A 16,879-nucleotide genomic window follows, 5' to 3' on the forward strand; every position below is an offset into this window, starting at 1 on the left:
CGAAAAAGCCCCGTCGCAAGACAGGGCTCTTCCAGCTACCAAGCTATTACGCCGCGACGACTGCAGTCTTCGGAACGATGCTTACATAGCGACGACCGAAGGCGCCTTTAACTTGGAACTTGATCACGCCTTCCACTTTCGCGAACAGGGTGTGATCTTTGCCCATACCAACGCCGTAGCCAGCGTGGAATTGGGTGCCGCGCTGACGCACGATGATGTTGCCCGGAATGATAGCCTGGCCGCCATACATCTTCACGCCAAGGCGTTTGGCTTCTGAGTCGCGACCGTTACGGGTACTACCACCAGCTTTTTTGTGTGCCATGAGTCAATTCTCCTAGTGAGGAATTAGGCTGAAATTAAGCCTGAATACCGGTGATTTTGATCTCGGTGTACCACTGGCGGTGGCCCATACGCTTCATGTGGTGCTTACGACGACGGAACTTGATGATGCGGATTTTATCGTGACGACCTTGGGAGATCACTTCAGCAACAACAGTGGCGCCAGGAACAACTGGAGCGCCGATGTTCACGTCGTCGCCATTGGCAACCAACAGAACGCGATCAAAAGTTACGGATTCGCCGGTAGCGATTTCCAGTTTTTCGATCTTCAGGTATTCACCTGGAGCTACTTTGTACTGCTTGCCACCAGTAACGATTACTGCGTACGACATGGTATTTCTCCGATAATCCTGCTCACCCAGCGCTTTATAAGTAAAGGTATTGGCTGGCATGGCTGCATGGGGCTGGAACGGCCCAAGTGCAATTGCGTAAGGCAGGTGCTGCCCAGGAAGTTCAGGGTGCGCGATTGTACGCAAGGCAACAGCACGTTGCAAGAGGCCGCCCATCGCGCCTTGACAGGCCATCCCCCCCGACCTAGCATGCCGCGCAACCCTTCTGGAGCACCTGTCGCTGATGCAACCCCAAGCTTTCTACCGCACGGTTGCGGACGATTTTAGCGCCGTCGACGGCATCATCAAGAAGCAGCTGACCTCACGCGTACCGCTGGTCTCAAAAATCGGCGACTACATTACGTCGGCCGGCGGCAAACGCCTTCGTCCTTTATTAGTGTTGCTGTGTGGCAAGGCTCTGGGCCGTGAAGGCGACGACTTGCGCCTGCTGGCCGCCACCATTGAGTTCCTGCACACCGCCACCCTGTTGCACGACGACGTAGTCGACATGTCCGGCATGCGCCGCGGCCGCAAGACCGCCAATGCCACATGGGGCAACGCGCCGAGCGTATTGGTGGGCGACTTCCTGTACTCGCGCTCCTTCGAAATGATGGTGGAGCTGGGCTCGATGCCAGTGATGAAAATCCTGTCGCAAGCCACGCGCATCATTGCTGAAGGCGAAGTGCTGCAACTGTCCAAAGTGCGCGACGCCAGCACCACCGAAGAAACCTACATGGAAGTCATCCGTGGCAAAACCGCCATGCTCTTTGAGGCCTCGACCCACAGTGCTGCGGCGCTGGCCGGGGCAACGCCCGAGCAAAGCGAAGCCCTGCGCACGTTTGGCGATCACCTGGGCGTGGCGTTCCAACTGGTGGACGACTTGCTCGACTACCGTGGCGATGCCGAGACCCTGGGTAAAAACGTGGGTGACGACCTGGCCGAAGGCAAGCCGACCCTGCCGCTGATCTACACCATGCGCGAAGGCACGCCGGAGCAAGCTGCCCTGGTTCGCCAGGCGATCCAGAAAGGTGGCATTGAAGACCTGGAAAGCATCCGCGCGGCTGTCGAGGCTTCCGGCTCGCTGGAATACACCGCCCAACTGGCACGCGACTATGTGGCCAAGGCCATTGTTTGCCTTGAAGCCCTGCCGCCGAGCGAATACCGCGACGCGCTGGTGGAGTTGAGCGAATTTGCGGTCGCACGTACGCACTGAACCTCACACCTGGTCGTCGCTGTAGCAGGCTGCAAACGGGGGGCATATCCCCCCGTTCTACCAAAGCTCTCCTCGCAACCTTCGGCACAAGCGATAAGCGCGCACCACCCCGCACTTCCCCGCCCGCCAACAAAACCCTATACAATGCGTGCCTTTTAGCCATCCTGACTTTTAAGGAGCGCAAGTGAGCACTTTGCCACCCTGCCCAAAATGCAATTCCGAATACACCTACGAAGACGGCGCACAGCTGATCTGCCCGGAATGCGCCCATGAGTGGTCCGCCAATGGCGAGGCTGAAGACACCAGCGATGTAAAAGTCTACAAAGATGCGTCGGGCACCGTTCTGACCGACGGCGACACAATCACCGTTATCAAAGACCTGAAAATCAAAGGCACCTCGCTGGTGGTCAAAGTTGGCACCAAGGTCAAAAACATCCGCCTGTGCGACGGCGACCACGATATCGACTGCAAAATCGACGGCATCGGCCCCATGAAGCTCAAGTCCGAGTTCGTGCGTAAAGTCTGATTCTGCTGCATTCCTTCCTGCGCCCTGCGCAGGAAGGTGTCGCCCTCCCCGCTCCAATCCCGCCGCTACTGATGCGCAATATCAAAAAGCCAGTCACTTTGACCGACAGCAATTTCTGCGCAAAAAAAACACAATTGCGCCAATAGGCACTTGCTATTAATTGAATAAGAATTATTCTCATTGATATTCATCAAGGAGACGCCCATGACTTATTTAATCGATGCCTGGCTGGACCGTCCGCACCCCTATCTGCGAATCCTGCATCGGGAAACCGGGGAAGTCTGTGCGGTACTGGAAGAAGAAGCGCTGAACGAACTGCACGATCAGGGAGATCTGGATTTCTCGGGGCTTAACTCCAGCGAGCCGGTGGTGCTCAAGGAGTTAGTGCGCAATCTGTTTCTATTTTGCTACGCCCGGGCATTGCGCCCTGTCGGCTCGACTGACACCCATGAGCATCACGCCAAAATAGAAATATGATGCGTCTTGCGCAGTGGCGGGCTTACCAGCAAACCCGCCACTGCCGTTAAAACACTGGGTTCTTACAGAACGTCCAGCAGCTCAACGTCGAATACCAACACGCTGTGTGGAGCGATGCTGCCAACGCCTTGTGCGCCGTAAGCCAATTCGCTCGGCACGTAGATGCGCCATTTGCTGCCGGCATTCATCAATTGCAGTGCCTCAGTCCAGCCGGCAATCACACCGCCCACTGGAAACTCAGCGGGTTCACCGCGCTCGTAGGAACTGTCGAACACAGTGCCGTCGATCAGGGTGCCGTGATAGTGAACGCGAACAGTGTCTTCGCGCGATGGCTTAGCGCCTTCACCGGCCGTCACTACTTCAAATTGCAGACCCGATGCCAGGGTGGTGATGCCGTCTTTCTGGGCGTTTTCAGCCAGGAAAGCCTTGCCTTCGCCAGCAGCCGCTTCTGCCTTGGCAGCCGCTTCAGCTTGCATGATCTCGCGGATCACTTTAAAGCTGGCCGACATTTCTTCCTGACCTACGCGGCTTTCTTTACCGGCGAACGCATCAGTCAGGCCCGCCAGGATTGCATCCAGGCTCACGCCCGGTGGTGGGTTGTCACGCAGTTGGTCGCCCAACTGACGGCCAATGCCATAGCTAACGCGGGTTTCGTCGGTCGACAGATTTACTTCGGACATAACACTGCTCCGCTGTGGGACGTTCCTGGCCAGCCAGTCGTAACCGCTGACCCCAAACGCCCTGAACCAAAAAAGGGCGAGCAGACTACCACAGCCCCCAAAGCCTTCGCAGCCCGGGTGATGCGCCGCGAGCTGCATGGGGCATCAATGCTTGGTGAGTTTGTCCAGATAACCCATCGCAAACGCCGAGATCACGAACGTCATATGAATGATCACGTACCACATCAGGTACTGAGGCTCGATGTTGCGCGCATCCATAAATACCCGCAGCAGGTGGATCGAAGAGATCGCAACAATCGAGGCGGCCACTTTCATTTTCAGCGACGTGGAGTCCATCGTACCCAGCCAGCTGAGCTTCTCTTTGTGCTCGTCGATGTCCAGTTGCGAAACGAAGTTCTCGTAGCCCGAGATCATCACCATCACCAGCAAGCCGCCGACCAGCGCCATGTCGATCAGCGACAGTATGACCAGGATCAAGTCCGACTCAGATAGCGCAAACACGTTAGGGATTACGTGAAACACTTCCTGAAAGAATTTCAAGGCCAGCGCCAGCAGCCCCAAGGACAAACCAAAATAGATCGGCGCTAGAATCCAGCGCGAAGCGTACATTGCATTTTCGATAAAGCGTTCCATTGAATCTCACAGGATGTAGAAAAATGGGCGCGAGTATATCAGTGAGAAAACAGCTGGCATGAAGCCCCAGACACAGTCTGTAAAAACTTTTTCTGCTAGTGTCCTCCTACTCAGCATCGTTTACGGACAGGAAAACTGAAGAATGGATCTGCGACTCCCCTTGGCTGGTCTCGGACTCTCATTGGCGCTGCTCGCCACAGGAGGCTGTTCACCGGATGAGAAACACCCGCTCGCCAGCCTGGAAGAAAGGACCGCGCAGTTCGAACAGAACCTGGACACCATCAAAGACCAGCCACTCAAGGATGCCGTTGCCGACCTCGGTGGCTCTTTGTTGTTGCTTGAACGTGCGCGTATCAAGTTGCAAGACAAGCCGATTGAGACCCAATACACCACCGACGATCTGGCACTGCTCAAGCACTACCCCACCACCCAGGCACTGACTGACACCTACATCAATGGCTTGTTTGTGCTGCGCAAACACGCCAGCTCTGACTACCTGACCGATCTGGAGCCGGTGTTCCCGTTCCCGCTCAACAGCGCCTCGCAGTTCCCGTTCCCGCATGTGCTGGAATGGCAGTCCGTCACCCTGAGCAACAAACAGGTGGTGCCCTTCCAGGCCGAATGGTCCGAGACCGACCCCGGCATCCAGTTGAGCCCCTCCAGCGCCAACCTGAGCAACCCGGACGACCTGACCGTCACCTACCCCTACATCGACGGGATTGAAACTGAGAACATCCAGCAACCCCAGCCACTGATGCTGCACGGCAAGGTCGAAGTCATTGCACCGGGCAAAGTGGTCAACTTCAAGCTGAGCGCCAATGACGTTGGCCAGACCCGCACCGAGGGCAGCATCAGCGTGACCCTGTTGGCGCTGGGCAAAAACTTTGCAGAGGTCGATATTCGTAACAGCGCAGCGCTGGCCGAGCCTGTGCGCGACATCGAGCTAAACCCGCTGATCATCCAGGCGCACGACCTGTCCGGGCAATTTCTCTCACGGGCAGGCTCGATCAACGAAAACGCCGAGCAACTGGCGTTTTATCAACAACAACTGGCCGAAATGCTCAAACAAACCGCGTGGAGCGAGGCCTTTGAGCAACAGTTGAAGAACGAACAAGCAGACTTTGATAAAAAACACCCCAATCACTACAGCAAGGTCTACTTCAACGGCACGGTCGAACATGTCGACATCAGCGTGCTCGACTTCTCGACCGCGACGGTCACGCGTAAAGAACTCGATCTGCCCGTACACAGGCTCGACAAAAACGTGGTGAACAAAGACATACAGCCCTTGCCCCTGGCCGTGGTGGTCTATGACGACCAGGCACCTGCGTACCTGAAGAACGCCAACCTCGACCCTGAGCAGTTTAAAAAGAATGTCACCATCAGCCAGTCGATTGACGACGCCAGCGCCGCGACCCTGGAGTTCAGCCACCCGGCCACCTTCAATGACGAGTTGCTGGGCGTGCTGCCTGACTCGTCCGACGCGCCGGTGACCTTCTTTGCCGAAGACGATAATGGCAATCGCAGTGAACCCCTGGAATTGCCCGCCGAAGCCTTCGATGTTGACCCGCACACCGGCGTCATCACCTATGACCTCAATTTGTTCCCGGAAACACCCGCTTTCGCGATTGGCTCAATCCCGATGTACATCGCCAACGTCGACCAACAATCCCTGGACGTTGCCCATTTACCCAAGGGTCTGGAGCTTAAGGGCAATGCGTTGATCGTTGATCAAACGCGGTTCCCGTCTGACGCCTGGCGCTTTTACGCCAAGGACAAGACCGGTAATTATCTGAAAGAAGTGCTAGCAGTGAGCCACAGTCGCGAGGCGGATGGCCCGCCCACCTTTGACGTGCATTACTTTTATGGCCAGCCGACGCACCTTGAAAGCTATGCCCGCACCGACCTGACACCGGTGGAATATGGCTTTGAGGTCAAACTGGACAAAGTGCCCGAGGTCAGCCCGCCGCATTGATTGCTGTCCCTCAACGAGACGCGTGACTGCGCGTGCCGTTGATCTGCCGCAACTGGGCCTGCACATGCAGGCACCAGATCTGCGGATCATCCGCCAACTGATAGCCGTGCAGCGTCAGGCTTTCAACGATTGATTCAAGAATGGTTTCAGCCGCGAACGGGCCAGGGAACGGGCCTTGGGACTTGATCGTGGTCGGCTGCTCGCCGGCAAGCCCTGCGGCAAACAACAGCGTCCACATGCCTGTACCACCTGCGAGCGGGCGCACGCTGCATTCGATCCGTGTTTCCAACCCCAGGCATTGGCGGGTAAGGCAAAGGTTGCGCGTCATGGCGGCGACCCTCGGTAGATCCTGTATTCAGCCGCACACAACGGGCTGCATCGTTCCAGTGACGACAGTGGAGGTCCTTGTGCTGAGAATAGAAGAAAAACAGCGCTCGCCAAGGCGCCGTGACCAACGGAAAGGTTCACGCATTGGCAATCATCCCGATGGAGCTGGCGCAGGCTACGAGCTTTAGCGCAATGATCAACAGCTCGCAGCCTGCGCCAGCTCCTACGGGGTAGGTTTTAAACCGATTTTTTAGCGGCCAGGGTTTCGGCGATCAACTCCTTTTCAGCCTCTTTGAGGTCTTCATCGCTGATCATTTCAGCGATGACCCGTAACCGCTCAACCACCCGCGCATTGACGCTGCCTTCCGGGAACAGACCTTCAGCGTCCGGCTCGCCCGCAGGCTCACCCACCAACAAGCTCAAGGCTTCGTCCGCCTGGCGCACCGCGTAGACGTGAAACTTGCCCTCGCGCACCGCCTGCAACACTTTCTCATCCAGCATCAACGTCGCTACGTTGGCCTGAGGAATGATTGCCCCTTGCTCACCCGTCAACCCGCGAGCTTCGCACAGGCGGAAGAAGCCTTCGATTTTCTCGTTGACGCCACCCACAGCCTGCACTTCGCCGAACTGGTTGATGGAGCCGGTGATTGCAAAACACTGCTTGAGTGGCGTTTTCGACAGCGCTGAAATCAGCGTGCAAGCCTCGCCCAGTGACGCACTGTCGCCATCCACATAGCCGTAAGACTGCTCCAGCGCGATGCTGGCCGAGATCGCCAGCGGGAACTCCTGCGCATAACGGCTGCCCAGGTACCCGGTCAAAATCATCACGCCTTTGGAGTGAATCGGTTGGCCTAGGTTAACTTCGCGCTCAATGTCGACGATACCGCTGCCACCCGGATACACCGTGGCTGAAATACGGGCTGGCACGCCGAAGGCTGAATCGCCCACTTCGAGCACCGTCAGGCCGTTGCACTTGCCGACCGCCGCACCGTCGGTGTCGATCAGAATGATCCCGGCCAACATGTCGTCAAGAATCCGTGCCGACACTCGACCGGTGCGCGTGGCCTTGGCTTTCAGCGCGCGCTCGATATGGCCCGCATCGGTCATTTCATCGTTGGCCAGATGGCGAATGAAATCCGCCTCGCTGACCAGCTGGAACAGATCGCCGATACGCGCCGACAAGCGCCCTTGATGCTCGGCCAAACGGGCGCTGTACGTCGCCAGTCGCGCTACCGCATCGGCTGTCAGCGGCGCCATGCCTTCCTCAGAAGTGCGCGTGGTCAGCAACTGGGCAAACTGCTCAAGGCTCTCGTCGACCATGGGAATGTCTTCGTCGAAGTCCACCAGCACACGGAACATCTCTTGGAAGTCCGGGTCCAGGTCTTGCAACGTGTAATACAGCTGGCGGGCACCAATGATGATGACTTTGACCTGCAACGGGATCACTTGCGGGCTGAGGGTCACGGTGGCCAAGCGCCCCATCTCGCCCAGTGGCGACTCCATTTTCAATTTGCGCGATTGCAGTGCGCGTTTGAGCGCGTCCCATACAAACGGCTCGCTGAGCATTTTCTCGGCTTCGAGAATCAAAAAGCCGCCGTTGGCGCGGTGCAAAGCGCCCGCACGCAACTGACGATAGGTGGTGTAGAGCGCCCCCTGATCGGTGCTGTACTCAATACGGCCAAACAGGTTGTCGTAGGTGGGATGCGGTTCAAACACCACCGGTGCACCGCCGCTCATGGGCTGGCCGACCACCAGGCTGGGCAGGTACTGCTCTTCGAGCAACTTGCGCGCCTGGGCATCGGTCTTGCTGTCGTCGACCAGTTGCTCGACCACGGTCTTGAGCAAGTACACCTGCACGGCCTGCAAGTAGCCGCACACAGCGCCGTTCTCGGCGTACTTTTGCGACAGCGGCGCCAGCAACGGTTGCAGCGCCAGGGTGATGGTTTCTTCGTTCAAATGACGCAGTTGGTTATTGGACTCGCGCTTCCACTGCGGCAGGCTCGCCAGTTCTTCGTTGAGACGCTCTTCGAGCTGCGAAATATCCTCGTGAAAACGCTCGCGCTCCTCTTCGGGCAACTGCGAAAACTCGGCTTCATCCAGTGCCTTGCCGTCGCTCATCGGCGTAAAGGCGACGTTGCTGCTGTCGCGGTACAAGGCCACGCCTTTTTCCAGCGCCAAACGCTCGATCACATCCAGCGCGCGGTCATACCGTTGATTAAAGCCCCGGTCGATGGCGCTTTTACGCTGTTGATAGGTCGGGTGCTCAAAGACCGCCGGAAAGGTCGCCAGCAGGTTGTCGATCAAACCATTGATGTCAGCGATGAACGCCGAGGCGCTGCTGGCGGGCAGCTCCAGCGCCCGTGGCTCGCGCGGGTCATCGAAGTTATTGACATACACCCAGTCACTCGGCGACTTCAGGCGCTTGCCTTCAGCTTTGAGGTAGCGTTTGACGAACGAAAAACGCCCGGTACCGGGTTCGCCCATCACAAATACGTTGTAACCCGGACGTGGCATGGCCACGCCAAATTGCAAGGCTTCGACCGCACGTTCCTGGCCGAGAATGCCGCGAAAAGGCTCCAGATCATTGGTGGTAGAGAAGCTGAACTGTTCAGCGGAAAACGGACGGGTCAGCGCGTCAGGCGCGAGACGCAAGCTGGCAGCAACAGGATCAGGCATCGGGCTTCCTTACATCGGGCGGGGCAGATGCCCGCATTCTGGCGCTGGCCGTACGCCACTGGCAAGGCGCACGATGCGCGAAATCCCGCGGCCCTGCATTTGCGGGTTAAAACTGTGCTCGATCAATGATTGTTTTACAAAAAATAACGGAACCCACAGATCATGCCTAGACTCCAAGATGTTACGCGGCCGGAAGGCATAACTGGCCCGTACTGGCGCTTCGGGGCCAGACACCCTTGTCCATTGGTTGCACACACATAGAGAACAAAGCTATGAAACGGATTCTTCTCGGTACTCTCTTCACTGTTGTTTCCCTCAATGCTATGGCTCAAGCACCAGGCGGCCCGAACTGCGGTTGGGGCAACATGCTGTTTGAAGGCCAACGCGGCACTCCGGCCCACTTCCTGGCCTCCACCACCAACGGCACGTCCGGCAACGCCACCTTTGGTATGACTTCCGGTACCAACGGTTGCACCACCAAAGACTCGCTGACCTACGGCGGCAAATCGTGGATTGCCATGAATGGCATGATGAACGAGCTGTCCGAAGACATGGCTAAAGGCAATGGCGAAGCGCTGACCACCTACGCGGTGGTACTGGGTGTCGCCCCTGAAGACCGTGAGCATTTTGCAGCGGTCACCCACGAACACTTCCAGCAAATCTTCAGCAAGGCTGACGTGACCGCGGATGATGTTCACACCAACACCCTGGCCGTCCTGAAAAGTGACGCTCGCCTGTCCAAGTACGCAACCGCTGCGTAAATGAGACCTGCCCGCTCCTTTCGGAGCGGGTATCCTTCTGCTTCATTTCTATTCGTCTGACAACAGTTGCCGACCATGCTCAAACGCCTTGCCTATTTGGCGCTCTGTGCCTGCGCCCCGTTATATGCCGCGCCCTCTATCGACAATCAACGTGTGCAGCAGTTGGCCAACGACCCGTTCTGGCTCTCCCTGGGGCATTACGAAGCCCGCAAGCTCGGCGGCTGGCGCAGTTATGTCAGCGACGACAAATTCTTCATCGCCCCCGACGGCGCTCACCACCCGGACGCTGAATTGCGCGCCACCGTCGAGGCGCTGTATTCGCCCTTAAGCCAGGGCGACAAACACCCGCAATGCGTGTACCCGGCCCGCACCCGCTGGCTCAAGGCGCAACTGAATCTGAACGACTTGCCCCAGGCGCCGTGCGCCGAGTTCACGCAATGGTTCACAGACGTGGCCCCGCACAGCACGGTGATGATTTTCCCGGCGGCGTACCTCAACAGCCCGTCCTCGATGTTTGGTCACACCTTACTGCGCATCGACCAGGCTGACGTGCAAAGCAACAAGACCGCGCTGCTCAGCTACGCGATCAACTTCGGCGCCTACATCGAAGGTTCCGACAACAGCATTCTGTATGCGTGGAAAGGCCTGGCTGGCGGTTATCCCGGCCTGTTCGCACTGGTGCCCTACCAGGAAAAACTCTCGGAGTATCGCAGCCTCGAAAACCGCGACCTGTGGGAATACCGCCTCAACCTGACGCCCGAAGAAACCCAACGGATGGTTGAGCATGTGTGGGAGCTGAAACAGATCCAGTTCGACTACTTCTTCTTCGACGAAAACTGCTCGTATCGCCTGCTTGAACTGCTGCAAGTGGCCCGTCCGGGCTTGAAGCTGACCACCCAATTCCCGTTGACCGCGATACCCACCGACACTGTAAAAGCGGTCAAAGAAGCCGGTCTGGTCGAAAGCATCGAATACCGCCCGTCACGCGAGCGCGAGTTGCTGGACCGCGCCAAGGTCCTCGACCCCGAAGAGCAGCAATGGGTGCTACAGGTCAGCGCCAATCAACAGCAACTGCAAAACCCTGAATTCAAAGCCCTGCCCAAAGCCCGGCAAGCGTTGATCATCGACGCCGCTTATCGCCTTGAACGCTACCGCGCCAACGGCCTGGAGCGTGATACCGAGCGCTCGCAACGCAGCTTTGAACTGCTGCGCGCAATCAACCAAAACCCGGCACCGGCGCTGCACGTCGAAAAACCCGAACTGCCGGAGAACGGCCACGAGTCGCGCACCTGGCAATTGGGCGCGGGCAGCCGCGACGACAAGGCCTTTGCCGAGTACGGCCTGCGCATGGCTTACCACGACCTGAACGACAACGCGCCGGGCTTTCCGCTGGGGGCGCAGATTGAAATCCTGCAACTCAAATTGCGCCAGTACGAAGGCAACCACTGGCAAATCCAGCAACTTGATCTGGCCAACATCCGCTCGCTGACACCGCGCAATGACCTGCTCCAGCCGTGGTCCTGGCAAGTGGGCGGCGGCCTTGAGCGCGTGCTGGGCAAGCATGGCGACGAAAACCTCGTCAGCCACGTCAATGGCGGCGCAGGCGGCACCTGGCAACTGGCCGACGGCCTGCTGGGTTTCGCCCTCGGCACGGTGCGCGTGGAACACAACAACGACTTCGCCGCCTTCGTCGCTCCGGCTGCGGGCTACAACACCGGGTTGCTGTGGCGTAATCCGCTGGGCAATCTGAGCCTGGAAGCCAAGGGGGATTACTTCACCAACGGTGAAATCCGCCGCACGCTAAGCCTGAACCAGCAGTGGGAAATATCCCGCAACCTCGGCCTGCGCCTGACCGCCCAACGAGAGTTCAGCCACCTGAGCTCGCCGGTCAACGAAGTGATGCTGGAAGTGAAGTGGTATCACTACTGAATGGAGTTACACGACATGGCTGCCCACTGCCAAACCCTGGACGAAGTCCGCGAACACATTGACCAACTGGATCGCCAGATCGTCGGCCTCATTGCACAGCGCGGGCGCTATGTGTCGCAGGCTGCGCGTTTTAAAAAAGACAGTCATGCCGTCAAGTCGCCGCAGCGGGTTGAGCACGTGTTCGCCAAGGTCAGGGCCTTGGCCGACGAGCTGGGTGCCAACCCGCACGTCACCGAACAGGTGTACCGCGCCATGATCGCGGCGTTTATCCAGCAAGAGCTGGCTGAACACTCGGCGCTTTCCTGAACGGCTGAGCCGTGAAGTCGCTGGGCAGGTTGCGATCAACTGCGCAGCGATCTTAACCTGCAAGACCTGTCCTGGGAGCTTGCGCCGCCAGCCCCCTCAGACCGAACCCGCGCTCAACCTGCAACGTCAGACGAACGATTAACGCCTGGCGCCCCACCCCACGAAGGCCTGCACACGTTCTATAACGCCAAGGCCAAAATGAAGCGTCAGTCCAGGGCCTTACATGAGCTGCACCTCGATGCCAGCACTGGCCAGTTGTTCGCGGGCGTGCAGGCGCTGCAAACACCCGCCGACAGCTGACATCACGTTGACACGCGCTTCACAGCCCAATCACAGATCCCGGCCTACACTCCACCTCATCGGCCGTTGATCGGTGCATTGAGGTGGATTATGTGGCGCGGCGCTGTGTGTATCGGGCTGTTGAGTGCAGTGCTGAGCGGGTGTCAAACCACCCACGATGAGCTGTTGGCGAAGGGTTATCCGCCCGCCTTTGCGGACGGTTTTGCTGAGGGCTGTAGCAGTGGCCGGCAAGCCGCAGGGGCTATCACTGGCGAGTACAAGAAAGACGTTGCGCGCTACCTGAAAGATTCGACCTACGCCCAAGGCTGGGACGATGGCTTTCGCCAGTGTCAGGCCATGCGCGAAAGTCAGGACCGCGAGGAGTACCAGGAGCGGCATTGGGATCAGCGCGAACGCGACTGGCAGCACGAAAAGGATGTGGACGCCGCCCGCGCCTATCGCTCGCAATAATTTGAACCCTGATCTACCCGCAGGCTCTCAAGCCTATAGCCACAAGGGACACCTGCCATGAGCCGCGCATTTGTAAACGAAGACAGCGCCGCCGACCACGCCAATACCCCTATTGAGCGGCACGTCAGCAACCAGCCCAATTACGTGACCGCCGAGGGTCATGGGTTATTGCACGCCAAAGTCAGCGCGCTTCAGGCGCAACACAGTCAAGAGAGCGCAAAGGGCGATGACGCCGACAAACAGCGCTTGGCCGACCTTGAGCGAGATTTGCGCTATTTCAATCAGCGTTTGCTGAGTGCGCAGGTCGCCGCCCCGGCAACCTCGTCAGATAAGGTGCAGATCGGCAGTTGGGTGACATTTACCGATGAACACGGCAATGAACAACGGGTGCAGTTGGTCGGTGAGGACCAGGCCGATGCCGCTCAGGGCTTGATCAATTGGGGATCGCCGCTGGGCCGTGCGCTGTTGGGCGCACAGCTGGGCGATGAAGTGCTGTGGCTTCGACCTGCCGGGGATTTGCAGGTTGAAATCGTCGCCATAAAACCGGCTTAAACCACGCCCTGCGCCAGCATGGCATCGGCCACTTTAACGAAGCCTGCGATGTTGGCGCCTTTGACGTAGTTGATACGTCCGTTTTCTTCGCCGTAGTGAACACACGCGTGGTGGATCGACTGCATGATGTTGTGCAACTTGCTGTCCACCTCACCCGCCGTCCACAGCAAGCGCATGGCGTTTTGCGACATTTCCAGCCCGCTCACCGCCACACCACCGGCATTGGAAGCCTTGCCCGGTGCGAACAGAATGCCAGCCTCGACAAACACATCGACAGCTTCCAGCGTGGTCGGCATGTTGGCGCCTTCGGCCACGCACACGCAGCCATTGCTCAGCAACGTACGTGCCGCGTCTGCGTCCAGCTCGTTCTGCGTCGCGCACGGCAGGGCAATGTCACACGCCAGGTGCCAAGGATGCTGACCGGCCAAAAACTCCAGGCCAAACTGCGTCGCCATTTCGCTGATACGCCCACGCTTGACGTTTTTCAGTTCCATCAAGGCTTCCCACTGCGCGTCATCCAATCCGGCTTCGCAGTACAGCGTGCCTTCTGAGTCCGACAGAGAAATGACCTTGCCGCCCAGATCCATGACCTTACGCGCGGCGTATTGCGCCACGTTGCCAGAACCGGAGATCGCAACACGTTTGCCGTCGATGCGCTGGCCGCTGCGCTTGAGCATTTCCTGGGCAAAGTAAACGCAGCCAAAGCCTGTAGCTTCCGGGCGAATCAAGCTGCCGCCGTAGCTCATGCCTTTGCCGGTCAGTACGGAGGTGAACTGGTTGCTCAGGCGTTTGTACTGGCCAAACAGGAAACCGATTTCACGTGCACCAACGCCGATATCCCCCGCAGGCACATCCACGTCCGAACCGATATGGCGGTACAGCTCGCTCATAAAGGCCTGACAAAAGCGCATCACTTCTGCATCGCTCTTGCCCTTGGGATTGAAGTCCGAACCGCCCTTGCCGCCGCCCATCGGCAGTGAAGTCAGGGAGTTTTTGAAGGTTTGTTCAAAGGCCAGGAACTTGAGTACACCCAGGTTCACCGAAGGGTGGAAGCGCAGGCCGCCTTTGTACGGGCCAATGGCGCTGTTCATCTGAATACGGAAACCACGGTTAACCCGCACTTTGCCTTCGTCATCGACCCACGACACACGGAACACAATCGCACGCTCAGGTTCGCAAATGCGTTCAAGAATTCCGGAGGTCAGGTAATGCGGATTAGCTTCGAGAAAGGGCCACAGACTGCGCAGGACTTCTTCCACAGCCTGGTGGAATTCTGGTTGGTCCGGGTCACGTTTTTTCAGGCGGGCAAGGAAGTGGTCGACGGATTCGATCATGGATAAGTCTCGGCAAATTTATTGTCGTTAAACGGAGATTGGCCAGAACTTTATCAATTCATGTCGCACCGCGACAGCGCAAAATGTCGCAGTTTTGAATTTAAATGGTGCTTTTATATAAATAACGCTGATTTTACGGCGCTTTGCGCACCAAAAAAGTGAAACCTGTACCCACTTTTGCCCCAATAAAAAGCCCCCCTTAGCAAAGAGGTGCCGTGCAGCCTGCAAAAAAACGGCGCCCGAAGGCGCCGTTGTTTTGCAGCAAACGGCCGTTTATTGGGCCAGTTTTTTGTGACGCACACGGTGCGGCTGGGTGGCCGCTTCGCCGAGGCGCTTTTTACGGTCAGCTTCGTACTCGGTGTAGTTGCCTTCAAAGAAGACCGCTTGCGAGTCGTCTTCGTACGCCAGAATGTGCGTCGCGACGCGGTCAAGGAACCACCGGTCGTGAGAGATCACAATGGCGGCGCCAGGGAAGTCCAGCAACGCTTCTTCGAGCGAACGCAGGGTCTCGACGTCAAGGTCGTTGGACGGTTCGTCGAGCAGCAGCACGTTGGCGCCCTCTTTCAAGGTCAGGGCCAGGTGCAAGCGACCACGCTCACCACCGGACAGGTCCTTGACGAATTTCTGCTGATCGCCACCCTTGAAGTTGAAACGCCCCACGTAGGTACGCGACGGGATTTCGTAGTTGCCGATGCGGATCACATCGGAACCGTCAGAAATGGCCTGGAACACCGTTTTGCTGCCATCCAGGTCGTCACGGCTCTGGTCAACACACGCCAACTGCACAGTGTCACCGATTTCGATGCTGCCCGAATCCGGCTGTTCTTTGCCCATCAGCATGCGGAACAGGGTCGATTTACCGGCACCGTTACCGCCGATCACGCCCACGATGGCGCCTTTAGGCATGGCGAACGACAAGTTGTCGATCAGCACGCGATCACCGTAGCCTTTGGAGACGTTTTTGAACTCGATCACTTTGTCACCCAGGCGCGGACCGGCCGGGATGTAGATTTCGTTGGTCTCGCTGCGCTTCTGGAATTCCTGCGATTGCAGTTCTTCGAAGCGTTGCAGACGGGCCTTGGATTTGGACTGACGCGCCTTGGCGCCTTTACGCACCCATTCCAGCTCGTCTTTCATGGCCTTTTCATGGGCCGACTGCTGTTTGGATTCGGCCGCCAGACGGTCGGACTTGGCTTCAAGCCAACCCGAGTAGTTGCCCTCGTAAGGGATACCGGCGCCGCGGTCGAGTTCCAGAATCCAGCCCGCCACGTTGTCCAGGAAGTAACGGTCGTGCGTGATCGCAACCACGGTACCCGGGAAGTCGTGCAGGAAGTGTTCCAGCCAGGCCACCGAGTCGGCGTCCAAGTGGTTGGTAGGTTCGTCGAGCAGCAGCATGTCCGGGGCTGAGAGCAGCAGGCGGCACAGGGCCACACGGCGTTTCTCACCACCCGACAGGTGTTCGATTTTGGCATCCCAGGCCGGCAGACGCAGTGCATCGGCCGCAACTTCAAGCTGGCGCTCAAGGTTGTGGCCGTCGCCCGCTTGCAAGATGGCTTCGAGCTTGGCCTGTTCGGCCGCCAGTTTGTCGAAGTCGGCATCCGGCTCGGCGTATTCGGCGTAAACCTGATCCAGGCGCGCCTGAGCGTCCTTGATCACGCTGACGGCTTCTTCAACCACTTCGCGAACGGTTTTGGTCGGGTCCAGTTGCGGCTCTTGCGGCAGGTAGCCGATGTTCAAGTCCGGCATCGGACGGGCTTCGCCGTCGAACTCGGGGTCGACGCCAGCCATGATTTTCAACAGGGTGGATTTACCCGAACCGTTCAAACCGAGCACGCCGATCTTGGCGCCCGGGAAAAACGACAGGGAGATGTTTTTCAGGATTTCCCGCTTCGGCGGAACAACTTTGCTCAGCCGATGCATGGTGAAAACGTATTGAGCCATGGTGAACCTAGCGTCAGTGACTGATGAATAAGGCGCGAGCAATGCACGGCTCAGGCCATAGCAGACGGTCAGGGATTGATCTGGGTCAATGCCTGCTCATGTAAAAAGCCTGAGTGTAGGAGCTCTTATGC

17 protein-coding genes are annotated in these 16,879 nt (G+C 58.0%); 9 read left to right on the forward strand and 8 right to left on the reverse strand.

What is annotated here, in order from left to right:
• Window positions 1–46: 46 nt before the first annotated feature.
• Together rpmA and rplU are read right to left on the reverse strand one after the other, a co-directional pair.
• Window positions 47–322: a 50S ribosomal protein L27 gene (gene rpmA, locus GYN01_RS06395; RefSeq protein ID WP_003443913.1), complete on the reverse strand. Its 276-nt coding sequence runs from the start codon at window positions 320–322 to the stop codon at window positions 47–49.
• A 34-nt stretch (window positions 323–356) separates the two neighbouring features.
• Complete coding sequence (rplU, locus tag GYN01_RS06400) at window positions 357–671, reverse strand: 50S ribosomal protein L21 (RefSeq protein ID WP_003443915.1); 315 nt, start codon at window positions 669–671, stop codon at window positions 357–359.
• Between the two features lie 241 nt (window positions 672–912).
• Between rplU and GYN01_RS06405 the strand changes: the two genes are divergently transcribed.
• The 3 genes from GYN01_RS06405 (at window position 913) to GYN01_RS06415 (ending at window position 2,884) form a co-directional block, all read left to right on the forward strand.
• Window positions 913–1,881, forward strand: coding sequence for a polyprenyl synthetase family protein (locus tag GYN01_RS06405; RefSeq protein ID WP_048362454.1), 969 nt, complete (start codon window positions 913–915; stop codon window positions 1,879–1,881).
• 184 nt (window positions 1,882–2,065) lie between these two features.
• Window positions 2,066–2,407, forward strand: coding sequence for a zinc ribbon domain-containing protein YjdM (locus GYN01_RS06410; RefSeq protein WP_048362453.1), 342 nt, complete (start codon window positions 2,066–2,068; stop codon window positions 2,405–2,407).
• Between the two features lie 204 nt (window positions 2,408–2,611).
• Entirely contained in the window at window positions 2,612–2,884 is a 273-nt protein-coding gene (locus tag GYN01_RS06415; protein ID WP_048362452.1) for a PA4570 family protein, read from the forward strand.
• Between the two features lie 62 nt (window positions 2,885–2,946).
• On the opposite strand, the gene GYN01_RS06420 is transcribed toward GYN01_RS06415, so the two are convergent.
• On the reverse strand, window positions 2,947–3,564 hold the full coding sequence (locus GYN01_RS06420; protein ID WP_048362451.1) for a BamJ family beta-barrel-assembly machinery protein: 618 nt from the start codon (window positions 3,562–3,564) through the stop codon (window positions 2,947–2,949).
• Window positions 3,565–3,708: 144 nt separating this feature from the next.
• Window positions 3,709–4,197 carry a TIGR00645 family protein gene (locus GYN01_RS06425; protein WP_048362450.1) on the reverse strand — a complete coding sequence of 163 codons (489 nt, stop codon included), beginning with the start codon at window positions 4,195–4,197 and terminating at the stop codon, window positions 3,709–3,711.
• 142 nt (window positions 4,198–4,339) lie between these two features.
• Between GYN01_RS06425 and GYN01_RS06430 the strand changes: the two genes are divergently transcribed.
• Window positions 4,340–6,172, forward strand: coding sequence for a hypothetical protein (locus GYN01_RS06430; protein WP_203306743.1), 1,833 nt, complete (start codon window positions 4,340–4,342; stop codon window positions 6,170–6,172).
• Window positions 6,173–6,182: 10 nt separating this feature from the next.
• On the opposite strand, the gene GYN01_RS06435 is transcribed toward GYN01_RS06430, so the two are convergent.
• Both GYN01_RS06435 and GYN01_RS06440 read right to left on the reverse strand, forming a co-directional pair.
• Window positions 6,183–6,500, reverse strand: coding sequence for a PA4575 family protein (locus GYN01_RS06435; RefSeq protein WP_048362448.1), 318 nt, complete (start codon window positions 6,498–6,500; stop codon window positions 6,183–6,185).
• A gap of 236 nt (window positions 6,501–6,736) precedes the next feature.
• Complete coding sequence (locus GYN01_RS06440; RefSeq protein WP_048362447.1) at window positions 6,737–9,175, reverse strand: Lon protease family protein; 2,439 nt, start codon at window positions 9,173–9,175, stop codon at window positions 6,737–6,739.
• 272 nt (window positions 9,176–9,447) lie between these two features.
• On the opposite strand from GYN01_RS06440, the gene GYN01_RS06445 reads away from it, so the two are divergent.
• The 5 genes from GYN01_RS06445 (at window position 9,448) to GYN01_RS06465 (ending at window position 13,473) form a co-directional block, all read left to right on the forward strand.
• Complete coding sequence (locus GYN01_RS06445; protein WP_048362446.1) at window positions 9,448–9,936, forward strand: DUF3015 domain-containing protein; 489 nt, start codon at window positions 9,448–9,450, stop codon at window positions 9,934–9,936.
• 75 nt (window positions 9,937–10,011) lie between these two features.
• Window positions 10,012–11,865 carry an Lnb N-terminal periplasmic domain-containing protein gene (locus GYN01_RS06450; protein WP_203306744.1) on the forward strand — a complete coding sequence of 618 codons (1,854 nt, stop codon included), beginning with the start codon at window positions 10,012–10,014 and terminating at the stop codon, window positions 11,863–11,865.
• A gap of 15 nt (window positions 11,866–11,880) precedes the next feature.
• Window positions 11,881–12,171, forward strand: a complete 291-nt coding sequence (locus GYN01_RS06455; RefSeq protein ID WP_173426996.1) for a chorismate mutase — start codon at window positions 11,881–11,883, stop codon at window positions 12,169–12,171.
• A 390-nt stretch (window positions 12,172–12,561) separates the two neighbouring features.
• Window positions 12,562–12,921 carry a hypothetical protein gene (locus GYN01_RS06460; RefSeq protein WP_048401393.1) on the forward strand — a complete coding sequence of 120 codons (360 nt, stop codon included), beginning with the start codon at window positions 12,562–12,564 and terminating at the stop codon, window positions 12,919–12,921.
• A gap of 57 nt (window positions 12,922–12,978) precedes the next feature.
• Window positions 12,979–13,473 carry a GreA/GreB family elongation factor gene (locus GYN01_RS06465; protein ID WP_203306745.1) on the forward strand — a complete coding sequence of 165 codons (495 nt, stop codon included), beginning with the start codon at window positions 12,979–12,981 and terminating at the stop codon, window positions 13,471–13,473.
• Here GYN01_RS06465 and gdhA read toward each other — a convergent pair.
• Together gdhA and ettA are read right to left on the reverse strand one after the other, a co-directional pair.
• Window positions 13,470–14,807, reverse strand: a complete 1,338-nt coding sequence (gdhA, locus tag GYN01_RS06470) for an NADP-specific glutamate dehydrogenase (protein ID WP_048362441.1) — start codon at window positions 14,805–14,807, stop codon at window positions 13,470–13,472. The two genes, GYN01_RS06465 and gdhA, sit on opposite strands and share 4 nt — an antisense overlap.
• 273 nt (window positions 14,808–15,080) lie before the next feature.
• Window positions 15,081–16,748 (reverse strand): energy-dependent translational throttle protein EttA, encoded by a 1,668-nt coding sequence (gene ettA / locus GYN01_RS06475; RefSeq protein ID WP_048362440.1) that lies wholly within the window; start codon window positions 16,746–16,748, stop codon window positions 15,081–15,083.
• Window positions 16,749–16,879 lie beyond the last annotated feature (131 nt).

It is taken from the genome of Pseudomonas weihenstephanensis, assembly GCF_016812185.1.
In the GTDB taxonomy this organism is placed as follows: Bacteria; Pseudomonadota; Gammaproteobacteria; order Pseudomonadales; family Pseudomonadaceae; genus Aquipseudomonas; species Aquipseudomonas weihenstephanensis.